Below are 17,367 nucleotides of genomic sequence, written 5' to 3' on the forward strand. Positions count from 1 at the left end.
TTTGACATTACAGGGCGGAACATTGTAAAAGCCATGGAATGACACGTATCGATCAATACATTCTGTTTCTTTTCTTGCGGGTGTTTTTCATCTGCTTGACCTGCTTGACTGGCTTGATCGTCATTGTCGATCTGTTTACAAACTTGGATGACCTGATTGAAGCGGCCAAGGACGATCAAGGCCTCACTATTCTGCTCGTCAGTTACTACGGTCCATTTTCACTTAGTTTGTTTACGAGGCTTTGCCCTTTTTTTGCGTTGATGGCACTGCTTTTCTCTGTTTCATGGTTGAAACGGACCAACGAATTGACGGCTCTGATGGCCGCAGGAATTCCGAAAGGCCGCGCCTTGCGTTTTCCAATCATTGCGACTGTCGTGCTGGTACTGGTTTCCGCTACCCTTCGTGAGACGATACTTCCCTTACACCAGCATACACTCGGGAAGCGACCGCAAGATTTAACCGGCGAGAACCTGCGACCGCTGCGTCCCGCACTGGACCCCCAAACGGGAATTTTGATTGGCGGGCATCACATTGAAATACTCAACCAGCAAATCATTCGCCCCATCTTTCGGCTTTCCGGGCCCGCAGCCAAGTATGGACGCCAAATCAGTGCGGAATTGGCAGCCTATCAGACCGCCACCGATCAACACGCCGATGGTTATCTTGTTACCGGAGTCACGGCTCCGCAAACGCTCGTCACGGTGCCATCCATAGTCCTCGACCGCAAGCCGATCATCCTAACGCCCGTTGATAATCCCTGGCTTGCGCCAAATCAGTGTTTCGTAGTTTCTTCGGTACAGTTTATTTTGCTTCAGGGCGGAAGTTCGTGGGGGCAGTACGATTCCACGCTTAACATCGTCAAAAGGCTACATGCCCAGCCAACGTTCTACGGACCCGATGTGCATGTGAAGGTTCACGCGCGTTTCGTGCAGCCAATTTTGGACATTACACTCGTTTTGTTTGGTTTGCCTGTTGTGCTTAAACGCGTCGATCGCCATCTGTTTTGGATCGCAAGCGCTGTCACGTGGAGCATCATTTTCTTTACAGCTTTCGTCGTTGGAATCCAAACACTGGCATCGCACAGCAGTCTCCTTTCGCCCTTCATGGGGGCTTGGCTCCCGCTCTTGGCGTTAACGCCTTTAGCTTATGCGAAAGCACGAACGGCGATGTTGAGCTAGGGTAGATGCAGAAATCGGCTTCTGCATTCTTAACATGACGATACACTGCCCACATCTCGCAAGACAAATTCGGCTCACAACGACTTCAAGCAGTCGATTAGAGCCGGTGCTGCATGCCTGAGCCACATATTCGCAAATGCACTGTCACCACCTAGTGGTGCTGTAACCAGCCATCGTAAATGAGGATATTTGTTGCGACAAGAATCAACACTCTTGCGAAGCTGATCTGTTAGGACTCCTTCGAATAAAAGATGCGGTTGCACAATTACTGTGTCTGACTGACTTTGTTCGCCAGCCATTTTCAAAACCCGTTCGACGTCGACTGGGTCCCCTGCAAAGAATCCAACCTCTAGCCACTTCGAACGAAAGGCCGCATCTTTTAGCCTAGCAAATTCACGCATCGACTGACGCGCCGGCTCCTGTGTCGTCCCCCGACCAATCATCACCAGTGAAGACTCAGACAATCTATCACACAGCTCTGATAAATATTTTCCGTCGGTGCCGTTGTTTGCATCTTCAATGCTCGAGCCAAATTTTCTCGCCAGAAGTGCATAGTAGTGCTCTTGAAAATCTTGCGGATCAAACGCGCAACATGACTTTGCAAGTTCGCAGGATCCCGCTCGATTGCATCCGCGCTCATTGGAGCAGAGCAGTGATTGCAAGCAGCGCATCTGCGAAAGGGCTAATGGCTCTGGTCTGCATTCTAATGGATCGGCCTGTCCAATCAGCCTGATACCGTATTTTTTGCAAGCATCTCGAGTTGCCTCGGGAATATCGTCTTTGGCATGGGCAGCGTTGAACAACAATATCGGCACTACAAAGATGCTAGTCACTCCGCGTCGGGACAGACGTTCGACTGCGGTAGCAATATCGGGTTCGGCAAGTTCTAGGAAGCCTGCTTCCACAGGACAATCTTCGATCATCGCAGCAATTTGAGAGCCCAGGGAAAGTAGTTGCGTTTGCCCTTCACGCAATCTCGTTCCATGCCCGACCACCAGCAGTCCGCCACCTGCCAGCGAAAGCTTGTTGTAGGCCGCCTTCACTTGTAATTCTGAATCTTCTGATGGCACGATCAATCTCATACTCCAGTGTTCAACTCAACGACATCTTCATCCGCTGGCTCGTAGTCGCGCTTTACCACGGTTCCAGGGTGCAACTTGCTACCCCACACTTTAGCACTTTGAAACTTTGCGGCGATGTCACGGTGTATACATTCAGCGAACTCTACCAAGGTATCGCCTTTACGAAGAGTGAATGGTTTAGAGCGATCGGCTTCCTTCTCTTTTGGATTTTTTGCATATACACGAACAATGTCCATTTTCTTGAACAGCTCCTGCATGAGCGTCCTGCAGCCTTCACCTGTCTCTCCTGACACCAAGATTGTCTCAAACGGCATATCCATAAATTCTTTTAAGATAGACAATCTTTCTTTCGCTCCAGGCGCATCGATTTTGTTACAAACTAGGAACGTTAGCGTATACGATACGCCTACGTCGTTTTCGTCAAGTTCAGTAACGTTGCTGAGTCTCGTCTTGCCGTCAGCGAACCGGTTCAAAACGGCAGCCAAATCTTCCACCAAATCGTCACTGCCTAGGTCCACGACTAAAAATACGGCATCGGCTCCTCGAACCAGATTCATTAAGTTGGCATCCATTACATCTGCTGTAACCGGAGGCAAATCGACTAGCTGGAATGGGCAGTTTTCGTAATGCGCGATCCCGAGCACAGGACTGTTAGTAGTAAACGGATAGTCAGCAACCTCTGACTTTGCATTTGTCATTTGACAGAGCAGTTGGCTTTTCCCCGTGTTAGGCGCTCCGATCAATAGTATTCGCCCCGCACCTTGGACTGGAAGTTTTAGTCCTTTTCCTGTGCTCGCCGGTTTAGGATTCGCAGTTTCAAGCTTTAGCTTTGAAATTTTCGCTTTCAAATCCGCCTGCAATCGATCCGTGCCTTTATGCTTCGGGATCAGCCGCAACATCTCTTGGAGCGCATTCAACTCTTCGGCTGCATTCGAGGCCGCACGATAGATCTGCTCGGCCTTGTGATATTGGGGGGTGAGATTGGCTGGCATTCTCGAACACGGTTAAAAGCGAGAAACGATACAATTCATAAACCGGCAACACTGGTTCGGCACCAGATCGCTCCGATTCTGACTATACCAATAAATCGGCACCGTTCGAGAAGGCATCCGATCTATTAAATTGTATAAGGCGTCTTCCCCTCCAGCCTTGTAGCGTGATGAAACGCTATCGTTGGTCAACTTCAGCGCGATCCTGGAGTGAGTTGCGACCGAATCGAACCGCTACGTATTCCACCCAACCCCGATCAAGTGATGTTGGCAATGGACCATCCTTCGGCAATGCCGGGAATTTCAGGATGGCATCTGCGGTCAGATCGATTTTCCAAGCGGCATCTGAGTAGAACGCTTCAAATGCGCCAAGTGGTACCGGCATTTCTGACGCCTCATCTTTATCCGTGTTGGCCGCGATTAAAACGTACGCAATCTTGTCGCTTTCCCGATCAATGACCACATTGGTAACATGCCCAAAGACTTTGTCGTTCTTATCGACTATATTCTTGCGCAATACTTTGTTTAGCGTAACAAATTCGATTCCTTCGCCGGCATCCTTGTGATCGCCCCCTGGCTGCTCACCGTAAGTTTCGGCAACATATGCTTGCACAATGGCAGGAGTGTAGGCCTTGGTCTTCGCGAACTGCGACGACTTTTCCAGTTGCTCTTTGCTCAGCTTACCTTTGAATTCGATTTGTTCACCATGCTTCAATTTTTCACACTTTACAGCGACATGCTGCTGTTTATCAGACTCATTCTCAAGAAACGCGAACAGAACTTTCCGGCTGTTTGCATCAATCAAAAGATCTTTAACCGCAAACTTTTCCCCGTTAACGGAAACTTTTTCTCCTACCAACTTAGTAGCTCGTTGGACATTGTCAAAATTTGGCCCGACGTCGAATGAAGACTTCTCGTCTTCCCCGACGGCGATACCCGCACAACTGACAACTGACAAACAAATTGCCGTTGGCAAAAACGATAATAACTTATACATCTCTAAATCTCCGATCGAATCTTGATTGATATTTAAAAAAGCCGCATGTGAACCTGTTTCCAAGTTCACACACGGCCCACAAGGGAATCGTAACTCAAGCGTTACTTGCTTGTTACTCACTGTCGCTCTGATCGCTACTTGCGTCTGAACTGCCTGCGTCCGCGTCCACTGTGACGGCATCATTGTCGCCTTCTACGCTGGTGCGAGCAGTCAACTGGCTAACTGTATTCTTTAGGTTTTCAACCTCTGCCTCCAGTTCACTGATGCGTTCCATTAATTGCGAATCGGACTGCTGCGAAGTCGATCCCGATTGCCCCCATTGTTGCTGTGCATTACGGTTCTGCTGACGATTGTCTAAACGAACGACGACAGTTTCGCGTTGTCCATTTCGTTCGACTACCAAAGTGGCTTCGTTACCATTAATGGCATTGATCCGTTGCCCCAACATATTAGGATTGCTAATGCTCTGACCATTAACGGACACAATTCGGTCCCCAGCTTGTAGTCCCGATTTGGCCGCCAAGGAGTTGCGGTCCACCGAAGTTATGAACACATTGTTAGCGTCTGGCTGCATTACAACTCCTAGACGCCTTGGCTGACCAGACGAGCTAGACTGCATATTGGAACTGGCCGAATTGTTGCCACTCAACTGCACAACTTGACCATTGCGCTGAACTAGAATGGTACCCTGTGAATTTTGCATCCATTGGTTAAGCCCGTCGGAGGTACGAATCGGTTGACCGTTTCGGTCAAGGACGACGTCGCCTTGCTGCAGACCATAGTTGCGCAGTTCACCGTCTAGCTGCCCATTGATACGGTAACCATTGGGGTCTGCATTAATTGAGTTGGATAGGTTCTGACGGAACTGATTGGAAAACTGCTGACCTGCCGCCTGCAGTTGCTGACGAGTACCGAGTTGCGTGTTTCCTTGAAGCGGTTGCCCTTGAATCTGCGCATTGGTGCCGAACTGTCCGGTTTGATTGGCGCCAAGGCCACTATTGACGGGTGGGTTATTCGGTACTCCTAAAGCGTCGTTAACTGCTTGATTTGCTCTTTGGGCAGCCCCAGTCGCCGCACCGTCAACGGCTCCCCGCAACACGTCACCAACTGGGCTTTGTGCATATGCAACCGTACTTAACGAAAGGCCTCCTAAGAGGGCCAACTTAAAAACATTCTTACGTAACATCATTATCTCCTGAATAGACTTTGCTCAGCCAACCTGGCTCTTGCGATAACTGCACCACGTTCGCAGTTTCCATGCCATTGCAAAATTCTCAGTGTACGAATCCGCTTTTCCGGAGCATTCAATCTCTGACGTTTGACAAACGCTCGGTTCGAATGAAAATCCGACATCATGTGGTCGGTTTGGTTCCGCATTTGCTTAGACAGCACTGGTGTGGCTAACCCCTAGTGCCACAACCGAAAAATGAATTGCGAAGGTAGCTTTTGATGATGCGTTTGTGCATACCTTATGTAGGACTCTGTCTCTTGTTTTCGATGTTCAGTGATCGTGCTACCAACGCTCAAGAACTCGATCAGCTACCACGTGCAAGAGCCCTTACGTACGAATTCGAAGATACAAATATTGCCACGATAGAAAGGTATCTTCGATTTGCAGGAATTCGACTACCAATACGCATCTCCGGCCAACTCTCTGGTTGGGTATGGGGACAAAATCAGGGCAGCTTCTTTTCTCTTAGTGACTATCGAATTGAGACTAAGATCACCTCGCCCGTAGTCAATATCGAAGGTAACGTTTTGCACAATGTGTCCCTTCGTCTGGCGTATGAAAACGATGTTTGGACCCTTCGTTCGATTACCGCCGATCTCGTGCCGGGAAGTAATTCTACAGAAGAAGACGTTAATCTTTCATTCGAGGGCTCGGGCGCACTTCCATCCGATCCGACTGCTGACGTTTCTCTAAACCTTGCCGTCCGAGATTTGACCTTGGTCAGACTTTTTGAGGCCTTGAACCAACAGGGAATCAGTGTCAGTGGCGTAGGTGAAGCACAGATGAATGCGACCGTGAAACGTTCACAATTGGGCGATCTTAATGCCTGGAAAGCAGACGGGCGTTTCACGCTGCAAGACGTCCAGCATCCAGCAATTCTCCAGTCACAACTTGTCGCTGACTTTACGATACAAGACCGACTCTTACAACTTGACAATGCAACAGTCATAACAGCAGCGGACGGTAGGTTGCGTTTCAGTGGATCACTCAAGTTAGACGAATCGAGCGACTTTACCTTTCAAGCTCCGCAACAGCCCCTGGTACTGGAACGACTCTTCAGCAACCAGTCTCAAGAGCAGCTGGATGGTATCGTACTGCAAGAGCCTGAGTTTGCAATCGATGGCTTCGGTACCTTGTCACCACTTGTATGGGATTTTAACTTAGCCGGTCGAAGTTCGCAGATTGGCACGCGCGATCTCTCTCTCACAAATGTTTCATTGCGTGGACCAATTTCAAACTCAAAACTGGGTCCACTTGCGTTAACTGGGAGCATCGGCGATGGAACTGTGAACGGTGAATATTCGATTCAGAGCTACAGCGACGACGACGCAAAAAGTACAGCCACTGTGCGAGTCGAGCGTGTCAACGTGATGGAACTCGTTCCTGGCACCGAAACGATCCCGGATGAAGCGGTCGTCTTCAGCGGAGATGCAAACGTCAGCTGGTTAGGTTGGCAGCCTGAGACGCCACAAGAATTGTTTGGATCCGCAAACGGAACGGTTGAAACAACGCTCTTGCAGAATCCACCCGGGCCGTTTGAAGTCCAGGTCCAGCGTCTCGAAAACGGCGATTTTTCTTTTCAGACGCAGACCGGCGGGAATGTAGACTACCTTCGCGCCACTGGAACAATCAATTGGACCGATTGGAATGAAGGCGATTACTCTGCTTCGACACAATTTTCACGTCTTCAACTCGATCTAAGCCAATTGATTTCACCCTCTGATTTGCCGTCCGGTCTTGCGAATCAGGTACAGGCAACTGGACAGGCGAGCGTATTCGGAAGTTTAGCTAACCGTTTTGATTCAGCACGCTTTGATATCAATTACGTCACTGGTCAATTTGAAGATGCGCCGCTTGGCATCAAAAATCTCGTTGGGTCCGTTGATCAGGAACGCCTGCACGTGGAGTCCTTCAGTGCTTTTCTGAATGAACGACTAGCCAATGGGTCCGCCATGATTCGATTCGATAATACTGGATTTCATAACGCGAATTTGGAACTGCGAGATTGGCCACTTAAGGAACTGCTCGAACTGAGCGGCGGTCCGGTGCCGGTCGCAGATTTAGACGGTGAGATCTCTGCAAACCTCAGTTTGAAAAAATCCGCCGAGGCGGAAATCGCCAAAGGATGGGCAGGAGCAGGCAGTCTTGTTGGTAACAACTTAGTCTACAACGGAAATCAGATTGGCGCAATTAAATCTATTGTAGACAGTGATCAAGATCGCATGAAAGTTCGCTTTGAAGGAAACTTGTTTGACGGTTCTGTCGACGGCGTCGTGATGCTGGACAATCGCGAATCTCACCGCGACTTTCCAATCCTCGGTTCAATTTCCCTTACCGATGCAGTAATCCCAAAGCTATTCGCAGTCTGGCAACCGCGAAATGAAGCTGGCGCTTTCTCTGGCACAACCACTGGAAAAATCGATTTTGGGCTCGATGGTTCAAACAATTTGAGGGGTAACCTGGAACTCTTGGTCAATGGCCTTTCTTATCAGGACCAAAAGCTAACGGATAACGCCCGAATCATAGGGACTTTTAATAACGAGCGACTCGCGATCGACCGCTTCGACACAGCTTTCGGGGAAGGGCGTTTGCGTGGTCGCGCAACGGCACGTTTTGATCAAGGGTTTAGCCTGGATGGTCTGCTAGAAATCCAACGTGTCAATCTGGTACCGCTAATCTCGCTCGCAGATGCCGCCCTTGCGGCATCTTTTCAGGGGAAAGTTTCGGGGAGACTCGTAACCCGTTTTCGTGGTGATCAACTAACACTACGAGGATCTGCTGATGGACGAGCGTTAGATATTTTTGGTATCCCGATTGAAGATGCAACATCTCAAATTACAGGTTCCTACAAAGCCAGCAGCAGTGCGTTAAGTTTAAGACTGAACAACATTAACGGACATGCATTTGGTGGTCGTGTCAAAGGCGATTATCAAATGACATACGCTAGGTGTTTGGGAATGGAAAGCGATTTTGAGATTACAAATGGAGATGTCGCGAGTCTAGAAGAGTTTATTTCAACGGGTGAACTGTTTGGCAGCGGTGTCTTCAATGCAGACATGCAAATCAATTCAAGGTGCTATACCTCACTGGCCGATTTGAATGGCAAGTTAGCGATGTCCTTCGGTCCCACGGATGCCAAATCAGTACCACTCATGAACCCGATCTCAAGCGCAATTCCTGTCGCCGGTTTGCCTCAGACTCGATTCGACACGGGCAGCCTGGATGCCACCATCGGCGGCGGAATAATGAGGATCCAAAACTCACTCCTGTACAACCCTACGCTTTGGATATCAGCAACCGGTTCGGTCGGACTTATCAATCAAAACCTTGATTTGGACACGACTGTTTACACCGGATCAACCGCCAACTCGCAAGTCTTGAACGTCGCAGTGCAGAACCTGGCTCTGATTCCGGAACCGTCGACTCAGGCTTTCGCAGCCGTTTTGCAGGCAATCTCAAATCGTACAATCTTCCTAAAAATTGGAGGCACGGCGAATTCGCCTGTCGTACGAATACAAACGGGAAGAACTGTAGGACGCTATGTTGTGGAATCCTTCGTTCGACAGTTCGCTCGCGGCGCAGTCACTGTTGGTGCAACGGCATCGGCGAGCAATTAAGTTACTAATCTCTAATGCAAGCATTTGTGACTTTACCGCATTTAATGATTAAAAGATGTAGTTGCCCACAACTCGAGTTCTACATTGTCGTTCCGTGGGCTAAAGGACTCGTCGTCTACCGATCGTAAGTGTAAGTGTGATTCCGATCGCAGTTGGCAAGATGCCTTAAGTTGAACTCGCATAGCCAAGGATGGTGCCGTGACTTTCATTTCCACCGCTCGAATCTTTTCTACCCTCGCAGTTCTCACCGGCACCGTCATGGGATTCACCGGTTGCAGTTCTACTGGTGGCCTTGGTTTGTGGAGCCCAACCTTCCCACTCCTTCCGCAGGCTAAAGAATACTCACAAGCGGCAGCACTTCCGACCAACTTGCCAATTGAATCCTGCAAGACAGTAGTACCGAACTATTTCGTCGAGCCCGGCGATGAACTTTTGATCGAACCAGTCGAGTACAACGCAGATATCGCAATCCCCGCTGATCAGATCGTTATGATCGATGGCACAATTGACCTTGGGGCTTTTGGGCGAATCATCGTAGCGGGAATGACTGTTGAACAAATTGAAAACGTTGTCATTGAACGCATCGCGTCTTTCACAGCCGAACGAAACGCGGTGAATGTAAGACTGATGAACACAAACGCAGCAGTCGTCTACGTGCTTGGCTCCGTAAGTAGCCCCGGGGCATATCCAATGAATGGAAACGAGACGGTGCTTGATGCCATCTTGCGTGCTGGGGGACTTAATAGCACAGCATCTCCATGCGACATTGTGCTGACTCGGCCGACCGACCCTTGCGATTGTCGAGTCGTATTGCCGATCTGTTATCGACAGATTACGCAAATGGGTGACACTACGACAAACTACCAAATCCAACCGGGGGACCGCATTTACGTCGGCGGTCGTACTCTGTGGCAAGAGATTGCATTCTGGCAGCAGAACCAAACATGCGAACGCTGCTGCAACTCACGCTGCATGCAAAGGGACCCACGAGCCGCAGACTATCGCAATCCAATCTGCTCGCTTCCTGCTTTGCCGCCGCTTCCATTCTTTAAAAAGGCGAATGCTGACAGCGACTTGGACACCGAAGAATCCTCAGACCGTCTGGAATTGGAAGACTTGCCGCTTGACCGTTTGAACGAAGAGACAAACTATAACAATCCGCCAGCCGAGCCTACACCAAGCGCGGGCCAGAACGACGTTGAAAACTCAACTGCACCAGAGAGTTCCTCTAGTTTCTCACCGTCGGATAGATATCCCAAGCCCGTGTCGATCCCCGCATCTCCGCTGAACTTATCGCGAGGATGAGCCGCACGGTAGAGTTAGTCGACGACTGACATAGCGCGGTTTCGCTTGCGTCGAACAATAACCGACCTTGCAGTTGCAATAGCCAACACCGCGACCACTGCCCAAATCACATATGCGTGAGGGGCTTCCACCAAGTAGTGCAGTACGCTCTGCTTTTCCGATGAGATTGTGCCATGACCAGGGTGCGCCAGTACATCTCTTTGGGTTCCGACGACGATTGCGACGGCAAAAAACAAGACGGTTATTCTTGGCACAATTTAATCTTCCTAATGGCTGGCGCGAGCCGTTGTATCAAGCCTGAGTCTGAGTTGCATTGGTAAGGGCGTCGACAGGGATTGCGATTCCCTTGAGAACCCCCTCTAGCACCAAATTGTTACGGACGAACCCCTGGAACTTGCTCACGATCATTCTGCCGCGGCGAACGCGAATCTGCTGGCACATCACGACAAGTCGATCTCCAGGCAAAACCGGATCCCGAAATCGCACGTCTTCCAAGCCACCAAATCCAACGACTTCAGCTCCGAGGAGGTCGTATTTGGTCGCACAATAACTGCACAACTGAGCAACGGCTTCCAGCATCACTACGCCAGGCATCAAGGGCATGCCAGGCATATGGCCTCGGACCCAGAACTCGTCGTTCGACAGGTCTTTGTAGCCGACGCAAATTTTGTTTTCGGGATCTTCGTGGACAATCGCTGTCAATTGCTCCATTTCGAACCGCTGGCGATTGTACTTTCGGATCTCATCGATATCCGCCGTGATTTTAGAAAGATCAAGCGAATTCGGATCTACGATATAGTCTTTGTGACTCACTGTTGCGCCTAAACATCTACCTGGTCAGTTCATTCAAACCGAAGACAACTGTACGCAATCCAACGGTAAGTTGGCGAGTATCTGTGCCTAAATCGAAGGCCATTTTGATCTAAACAGCAACGATTTGTCGACTAGGTACGAATTTTCTTGCGTTTTGCTTTTCGAGCTTTGCTGTTGGCCGCTCTCTGGCCGTGGTTAGCTTTTTTCAATTTTCGATGTGGTTTTGTCATTATACAGACTCCGGTCTTGTGATTTTCCTGGCAAAAACGCTACTTTGCCCTTTGCAGGGCCGGGTATCTTACTGGCAAATCGTCGAGGTGAAAAGTGAGAATAGCCTACATATTGAAGTCTTTCGTCGCGAAACATTACTGGTTTTCATTATCTCCAACTTTTTGTGTCTCGACCGCGATTGTTTTTCTTTTCGCAATCTTGTTCAGTCAAGGTGGCTGTTTGTCTACACGTGAGCTCTTGTTCGGCATATTCGAGCCTGGCTATTCTGCTGGCGGCACAACGAAACAGGAGAAACAACGACATTTCAATGCGTTTCACTCAGACAGTTCCGAAAGCCGCGCGACAACTCCCTTAATTCCCAGCGGATGATTAAAAGAGCAGGGAATTGACCTTCGCGGCCTGAACAAATTAGTTAATTCGCACTTTTCCCTCTAATACTTGCGTCTTGCTTCCATCGTTCCACAAGCTCGCGAATTTTGATTTCGAGCTGCTCTAGAGATCCGTCATTGACGAGAATGTCAGTTGCCGAACCTCGCTTTTCCGAAAGAGACAGTTGCGAGGCCTCGCGTCGTTCCCAGTCTTCCCGGGCCCAGCCTCTTTTTAACGCGATCGACATTCGAAGTTCGTCAGGAGTGTCCACAAAAAGCACACGGTCGCAGGCCGCGTCCCAACCTGATTCGAGCAGAAGCGGAATATCGAGCAAGATCCAGCAAGCTGGGTCGTTGGCCTGCAGTTGAGCAATTTGCTCCTTAATTTGCCGCCGAACTTCGGGATGTACAATCGCTTCCAGAGCTTTTCGATTTGCAATCTGCGTCTCAGAGTCACCGAAAACGGCTTTCGCAATGGACGGCCTGTCGAGTTCACCTGTCCCATCCAAGACCGACGGTCCCAACAATGTTACTACTTGCTCTCGGATTTGCCTTAGACGCAATACCCCGTGGGCGACCTCGTCAGCATTGATGACAGTTGCATGGGCTTGAGTGGCAATGCCTCGCGTCACAACACTCTTTCCAGCCCCGACGCCGCCAATGATTCCAATTATCACCGAAGCGTTCCTGAACTAGCCTTCATAAATTCACGAACTAAGGCGTCTCGTGAATATTGCAACTGCGCGAATTTCTGCGTCCATTGATCAACCTGTTGATTTGTCGCAGGCGTTCTAGCAAGCTTGGCAATCATGTTGCGTACGAAGTTGCTAGCGTTATTTCCTGATATGTCATAGAACGCGTTGCTCGCAAGTAGACTGATTCGCAGATCATCAATGCTGTTGCCTTCATTGATGTACTTCGTCCAATAGAATCTTTCGTTAGCCGATGGGCCTCGTCCTAAAATATTCTGAAACTCGGTATCCAACTGGCTGGAAAAGCTGGCCTGAACAACTTGCCCGTTGCTGGATTGCGCAAGCAATTGTCGGTAGTTGTCTAAGTTAAGCAGTAGCGGCGTTGTTGTTGTTCGAGGATTGATCGCAAGCGGTTGCATCATTCGATATAAGATATTGCCTCGTGCATCGGTAACCTCAGCAATGATGTCATATTGATCCTGAGCCAGAATCGTTTTAGCGTCAATCATCAATTCGAAATTGAACGGACCAGGTCCGCGGACAACAGTTGTAATGCTTCCACCATGCACTTCGTAAAATGGCCTGGATACGTTTCGGATTGCGACCTTCAAATAAGAGTCTGGCAAGTTAACCCGCTCATTTAGGCGTACGGTTCCGCTAACTCGAACAGCCGCTTGCTGCAATTCGATTGGAACATTCTGCAGTTTCCCAGTCCGCCCATCTGCAATCAGCGCAGTAACTTTGCCCTCAACCGCTGATCGACTAGCTTGCAGTCCGACGTCCACATATCCAAGCGGCGTATACCCTACTTGCTGGCCATTTACTGCGACGATTAGGTCTTCCGGCTTGAGCCCAGCTCGCTGTGCTGGTGAGTTGGGTTCTATCCGCTTGATCAACGCTCCGACCTCGTAGTCTTCGACATAAACTCCGATACTCAATGTCTGCACCTGAGACATGGGGGCCTGAAGCGACGGATTAAAGCTCTGATTTAATTGCGAAGAAGTCGAAGATGCAACTGAGGTTGAACTCGGAAGCGGCGACATGGTCGCACTGCTTTGGGGCATGGCTTGATTAAACCAGTTATCCAAGTAGCCACTGTTATTAAATTGTTGCGCGTTAACAGCCAACGGCGAGATCAAAACAACAGCCGAACTCATCAGACTGAGAATTAGACTCTTGACAATGTATTCGTTCTGTTTTGCCATTACTGTGTTCATTTTACTTTTTTCCATCGCGACATCGACTTGAAGTTTGCATCTCGTTACACATCATGCCTCGCACGTCAGGGGCGCGGCATCGAACTCAGGTTGCTTGACCTGTTCAAATTATCGCAGGTGTGCTCCGGCAATACTGGCCATTTGTTGGGCGATAAAGTTTGGATTGATTGGAAAGAACCCCTCACGCAAAACTACAGACTGTCCATCTCTACTGAGCACGTAGTTTAGCACTTCACGTCGCAAGCCGCCGTCGGTTTCCAAGAGGGCCTTGTCGAATACCAGTGTTAGAGGGCGAACCAATGGATATTGCCCGGCCAAAAACGTAGCCTCCGTCGGCGCCACCGCCATACCGTTCAAATCAAGCGCAAGAGCCTTGACTCCAGGAGCTGCGTGCAGATTACCAAGTGCGATTGCTGATGGATCTTTAGCCAGGGCTTGCAGCACTTCCGCCATGGACCGATGTACTGCACTGGCGGGTGCAGGTTTTCCGCCATGTAGAATAGTCTGTTGTATGAAGACGGAGGTACCATCTCTGTCATCGCGGCTCAGTATCCGGATCGGTGAATCCGCAAGTGCGCCTTGAGCACCGAGTTCAGCCCAAGTCACGGGCCGCTCGGATCCGTAGACAAGCTGCAATTGCTCAGGCGTAATTTTTTGCAATGGATTCTTGTCGCTTACAACAACTGCGATGGGCTCCAAAGCTACGACGATTACAAAGGGGTCTTGGCATTTGCCTTTCTTCAGTTCGGCCACTTCTTCAGCGGTAATCATGCGGCATACGCCAGCAATGACACCGGGATCATTCTTGAGTGCTTGAAGTGCGCTATCAGCTCCATCACTGCCGCGAACGAACTCGACCGACTTGTGAAACTGCTTGAATCGGGTCGACCATGCTTGCCCCAATTGCAACATTGTCGTTGAGCCAGTCAAGGTCGCTTTGCCACTTACTCCTGCGGAAGGATGATATGGTGCGATGGCTTCTAGCATCTGAGTCAACTGAAATTGTGATGCTCCATCCGCGGCAGAATCCTTCGCTGAAGGATCTTGCGCAACTACCAACGATTGCGACAACCAGCCAATGACAAGGGCGGCGATGGTGGTTCGAAAAGCCGAACGATGTCGCGAAAGTGAAAAACCGTAATTCATAAATTCCCAACCTTTTGTAAGCAAGTTATAACGGCAAGCCTGCGGAATGAAGCCGCTGCACTTGCAATAAACTCTTGTGCATTTTTATCTATCGATGGATGTGTACATAACCAGAGACTCGGACGCTTCCACACCGAAGTTGCCCTCCTCGCCAGGGCATCTTTGACTTGCTCAACCAGCAACTTCTCGATCTTGCGTTTCAAATCTTTCTCGCGATTTAACGACCTGTTCGATCTTTATTGCTTTGCGTCCCTTCAAGCTTCCTGGACTTGCATGAAATTTTACTACGTCTGCAATTTCAACGTCTAACGGGGCATTCACATCTTTCTCGGTGGAGATGATATCGCCAACTTGCAAGTCAAATAGGTCGGCCGTCGAAATTGTTGAGCGAGCAAGTGTTACTACGATGTTCCCGATTGATTCATTCAACCTACTAGCAAGCTGCTGTTGGCTTTCATCATTCGATCGACTTGATGCGTATCCGATCCATGAGTTATTGGTAAGCTTTGTTCCGACACGTTCGATCGTATTGAAAGGAATACAAAGGTTTGCCATTCCCCGGATCGCCCCCATCGTAAGCTCAAAGCTGACCATGATGACAACTTCGTTGGGCGGCACAATCTGCACTAGTTGCGGATTCGATTCAACTCGTTCCACTTCAATATCAAGTTCGATTACATTCTTCCAGGAATGCTGCAACTCTCTGAGAAAAATGGTTGTAATACGATTCGCAAGTCTTAATTCGATCTCAGAAAGTGGTCGACGTAGTGTCGATTCAGCTTTAGTGACTCCGCCCAACATACGGTCTATAATCGGGTAGAGCATTGAGGGAGAAAGATCGAGAATCCAGTTGCCTTCCAATGGCTTGGGCTTGAGCAGGTTGTAGCAAGTCGGGACTTCAAGCGAATAAATAAATTCACTGTATGTCAGTTGGTCCACACTGATGAGTCGAACCTCAATCATGCTTCGCAGGACGGCAGAAAGAGCCGCGCCAAAACTTCGTCCGAGCGCTTCATGCAGCGACTGCATAGCCCGCATCTGGTCTTTGCCAATGCGTTCGGGACGCTTGAAGTCATATGCAAGTACGCGAACCTTCGGCTCGGACTTCTTCGTCGTATCGGTTTTGGGTGTACCGCCTCCTATGCCGCTTGACTGCAGCAGGCTTTCGACATCCTGGCGGCTGAGTACGTCGTCCGACATCCCTTGGACAATTTACCTGTTAACGAAAACAGTGGTCGGTGCGAATTCCGCCACCCCTGGCTAGGCACCGTTCCAACAAGTACTTGTTTTGGCGGGAAAGGGTGTCAGACGTCAAGTTCGGTTTGCCCAAATTCCGCGACTTGACTGATTTTCCATGCTTCGCACTTTCGGGAGGCCGCATCTTGAAGGCGAAAGCAATAGCTAGCGTTGCGGTTTTGGAGCGGGACGGCCGTACAAGAAGCCCTGGCCAGTCACAAAGCCCAATTGCTGGCAAACTTCGTCTTCTGCTTCCGTTTCCACTCCTTCGGCCAGCGGTTCGATCTCCAGTTCTTTGGCAATCGCCACGAAACGACCAACCATCGCTTGATGACGCTCCGACGCCTTGTCGATATTGCGAATAAGCTTCATATCAAATTTAAGCACGTCGGGCGGGACTTCAGAAAGTTCGACTAGCCGGGCTTGCCCAGCACCGAAATCGTCGTACGCAAGTCGCATATCGAGCTCACGCAAAGTGTCACGTAACGTCTGCATTCCAACCAGATCAGTCACAGCGGCTTCATGGATCTCGATCGCGATCCGCAAGTCAGGAAACAGGCCGCGAAGTCGTTGAAGGTTCGAAATCAATCGCTCATCGGCAACTTCTTTCGGGTGAGTGTTCATAAAAACTTCGCAGCGCGAGCCAATAGCTTCCGCTGCTTCGCCACCAATCCTACGCATTAGTTCGCTGAGCGGTCGCTCTTGATCAAGTGCCGCTGCAACTTCGAACATGGCTGCAGGGTTTCGAAGTGAGTCCAAGTCACTGCGAGCAAGAAGCTCTTGCCCAATCACTCTTCTGTCGCTCAGGCGTACAATCGGTTGGAAATAGGGAATAGCGCCTCGACCATTGATTAAACTCTCAAACTGAAGCAGCTTTTCGGCCCATTGACCTACATTGCTCTCAATTGTGCAAGAGGCCGTCTCTTCCTCGTTGATACCAACTCGAAAAACGACATCGGCGAAACCAATCAGATCATTCTTGACAAGTACCTGTTCTGAAATCCGATTCCCGTTTACCGTCGTCCCGTTGGTACTTCCAAGATCTTGAAGAACCAGCCTGTCATTTTGGATGACAATCTGAGCGTGAACTTTAGATACGCTTGAGAGCGGCAAGGTCATATTGGATTCTAAACTACGACCGATGCGAAACACATCGGTGTTGATGTAGACTTCCCGCCGATTGGAGAAGTTGCCCGAGACTTCGGTTAGAAACCAATTTTTCTCTAAGGTTTGACTATTTTCTGCTTTTAGTTTTTCCATCGAAT

At 49.6% G+C, this 17,367-nt stretch carries 15 protein-coding genes; 3 read left to right on the forward strand and 12 right to left on the reverse strand.

Going from position 1 to position 17,367, the window contains the following annotated elements; genetic code table 11:
- Positions 1-38 precede the first annotated feature (38 nt).
- Complete coding sequence (locus SH451x_RS18905) at positions 39-1,178, forward strand: LptF/LptG family permease (RefSeq protein WP_479358586.1); 1,140 nt, start codon at positions 39-41, stop codon at positions 1,176-1,178.
- A 74-nt stretch (positions 1,179-1,252) separates the two neighbouring features.
- On the opposite strand, the gene SH451x_RS18910 is transcribed toward SH451x_RS18905, so the two are convergent.
- The 4 genes from SH451x_RS18910 to SH451x_RS18925 all read right to left on the reverse strand — a co-directional run bounded on the left by SH451x_RS18910 (position 1,253) and on the right by SH451x_RS18925 (position 5,432).
- The gene (locus SH451x_RS18910; protein ID WP_479358587.1) at positions 1,253-2,248 is read right to left on the reverse strand and encodes a sirohydrochlorin chelatase; all 996 of its coding nucleotides are present in this window, start codon (positions 2,246-2,248) and stop codon (positions 1,253-1,255) included.
- 8 nt (positions 2,249-2,256) lie between these two features.
- Positions 2,257-3,252, reverse strand: coding sequence for a GTPase (locus SH451x_RS18915; RefSeq protein ID WP_479358588.1), 996 nt, complete (start codon positions 3,250-3,252; stop codon positions 2,257-2,259).
- A gap of 175 nt (positions 3,253-3,427) precedes the next feature.
- Complete coding sequence (locus SH451x_RS18920; RefSeq protein WP_479358589.1) at positions 3,428-4,246, reverse strand: PRC-barrel domain-containing protein; 819 nt, start codon at positions 4,244-4,246, stop codon at positions 3,428-3,430.
- 112 nt (positions 4,247-4,358) lie between these two features.
- A complete protein-coding gene (locus tag SH451x_RS18925; protein WP_479358590.1) occupies positions 4,359-5,432 on the reverse strand; it encodes a PDZ domain-containing protein in 1,074 nt (357 codons plus the stop codon).
- Positions 5,433-5,695: 263 nt separating this feature from the next.
- Here SH451x_RS18925 and SH451x_RS18930 point away from each other — a divergent pair, with 263 nt between their 5' ends.
- Both SH451x_RS18930 and SH451x_RS18935 read left to right on the forward strand, forming a co-directional pair.
- Positions 5,696-9,094: a hypothetical protein gene (locus SH451x_RS18930; RefSeq protein WP_479358591.1), complete on the forward strand. Its 3,399-nt coding sequence runs from the start codon at positions 5,696-5,698 to the stop codon at positions 9,092-9,094.
- Positions 9,095-9,292: 198 nt separating this feature from the next.
- Positions 9,293-10,399 carry a polysaccharide biosynthesis/export family protein gene (locus tag SH451x_RS18935; RefSeq protein WP_479358592.1) on the forward strand — a complete coding sequence of 369 codons (1,107 nt, stop codon included), beginning with the start codon at positions 9,293-9,295 and terminating at the stop codon, positions 10,397-10,399.
- 14 nt (positions 10,400-10,413) lie between these two features.
- On the opposite strand, the gene SH451x_RS18940 is transcribed toward SH451x_RS18935, so the two are convergent.
- The 8 genes from SH451x_RS18940 to SH451x_RS18975 all read right to left on the reverse strand — a co-directional run bounded on the left by SH451x_RS18940 (position 10,414) and on the right by SH451x_RS18975 (position 17,362).
- The gene (locus SH451x_RS18940; RefSeq protein WP_479358593.1) at positions 10,414-10,653 is read right to left on the reverse strand and encodes a hypothetical protein; all 240 of its coding nucleotides are present in this window, start codon (positions 10,651-10,653) and stop codon (positions 10,414-10,416) included.
- Between the two features lie 37 nt (positions 10,654-10,690).
- Positions 10,691-11,212, reverse strand: a complete 522-nt coding sequence (locus tag SH451x_RS18945; protein ID WP_479358594.1) for a 3-hydroxyacyl-ACP dehydratase FabZ family protein — start codon at positions 11,210-11,212, stop codon at positions 10,691-10,693.
- 131 nt (positions 11,213-11,343) lie between these two features.
- Entirely contained in the window at positions 11,344-11,442 is a 99-nt protein-coding gene (locus SH451x_RS18950) for a 50S ribosomal protein bL37 (RefSeq protein ID WP_479358595.1), read from the reverse strand.
- A gap of 413 nt (positions 11,443-11,855) precedes the next feature.
- Positions 11,856-12,488, reverse strand: coding sequence for a dephospho-CoA kinase (gene coaE, locus SH451x_RS18955; protein ID WP_479358596.1), 633 nt, complete (start codon positions 12,486-12,488; stop codon positions 11,856-11,858).
- Positions 12,485-13,735: a PDZ domain-containing protein gene (locus tag SH451x_RS18960; protein WP_479358597.1), complete on the reverse strand. Its 1,251-nt coding sequence runs from the start codon at positions 13,733-13,735 to the stop codon at positions 12,485-12,487. The genes coaE and SH451x_RS18960 overlap by 4 nt, the downstream gene beginning before the upstream one ends.
- Before the next feature lie 93 nt (positions 13,736-13,828).
- On the reverse strand, positions 13,829-14,866 hold the full coding sequence (locus SH451x_RS18965) for a PstS family phosphate ABC transporter substrate-binding protein (protein WP_479358598.1): 1,038 nt from the start codon (positions 14,864-14,866) through the stop codon (positions 13,829-13,831).
- A gap of 171 nt (positions 14,867-15,037) precedes the next feature.
- Positions 15,038-16,066 (reverse strand): flagellar motor switch protein FliM, encoded by a 1,029-nt coding sequence (gene fliM, locus SH451x_RS18970; protein ID WP_479358599.1) that lies wholly within the window; start codon positions 16,064-16,066, stop codon positions 15,038-15,040.
- A gap of 201 nt (positions 16,067-16,267) precedes the next feature.
- Positions 16,268-17,362, reverse strand: a complete 1,095-nt coding sequence (locus SH451x_RS18975; protein WP_479358600.1) for an EAL domain-containing protein — start codon at positions 17,360-17,362, stop codon at positions 16,268-16,270.
- Positions 17,363-17,367 lie beyond the last annotated feature (5 nt).

It is taken from the genome of Njordella aestuarii (genome assembly GCF_056494165.1).

Coding starts and splice junctions, on each gene's coding strand:
- SH451x_RS18915 (WP_479358588.1), bottom strand. CDS start 3,252: ATGCCAGCCAATCTCACCCCCCAATATCACAAGGCCGAGCAGATCTAT.
- fliM (WP_479358599.1), bottom strand. CDS start 16,066: ATGTCGGACGACGTACTCAGCCGCCAGGATGTCGAAAGCCTGCTGCAG.
- SH451x_RS18905 (WP_479358586.1), top strand. CDS start 39: ATGACACGTATCGATCAATACATTCTGTTTCTTTTCTTGCGGGTGTTT.
- SH451x_RS18925 (WP_479358590.1), bottom strand. CDS start 5,432: ATGTTACGTAAGAATGTTTTTAAGTTGGCCCTCTTAGGAGGCCTTTCG.
- SH451x_RS18930 (WP_479358591.1), top strand. CDS start 5,696: ATGATGCGTTTGTGCATACCTTATGTAGGACTCTGTCTCTTGTTTTCG.
- SH451x_RS18950 (WP_479358595.1), bottom strand. CDS start 11,442: ATGACAAAACCACATCGAAAATTGAAAAAAGCTAACCACGGCCAGAGA.
- SH451x_RS18975 (WP_479358600.1), bottom strand. CDS start 17,362: ATGGAAAAACTAAAAGCAGAAAATAGTCAAACCTTAGAGAAAAATTGG.
- SH451x_RS18920 (WP_479358589.1), bottom strand. CDS start 4,246: ATGTATAAGTTATTATCGTTTTTGCCAACGGCAATTTGTTTGTCAGTT.
- SH451x_RS18965 (WP_479358598.1), bottom strand. CDS start 14,866: ATGAATTACGGTTTTTCACTTTCGCGACATCGTTCGGCTTTTCGAACC.
- SH451x_RS18960 (WP_479358597.1), bottom strand. CDS start 13,735: ATGGAAAAAAGTAAAATGAACACAGTAATGGCAAAACAGAACGAATAC.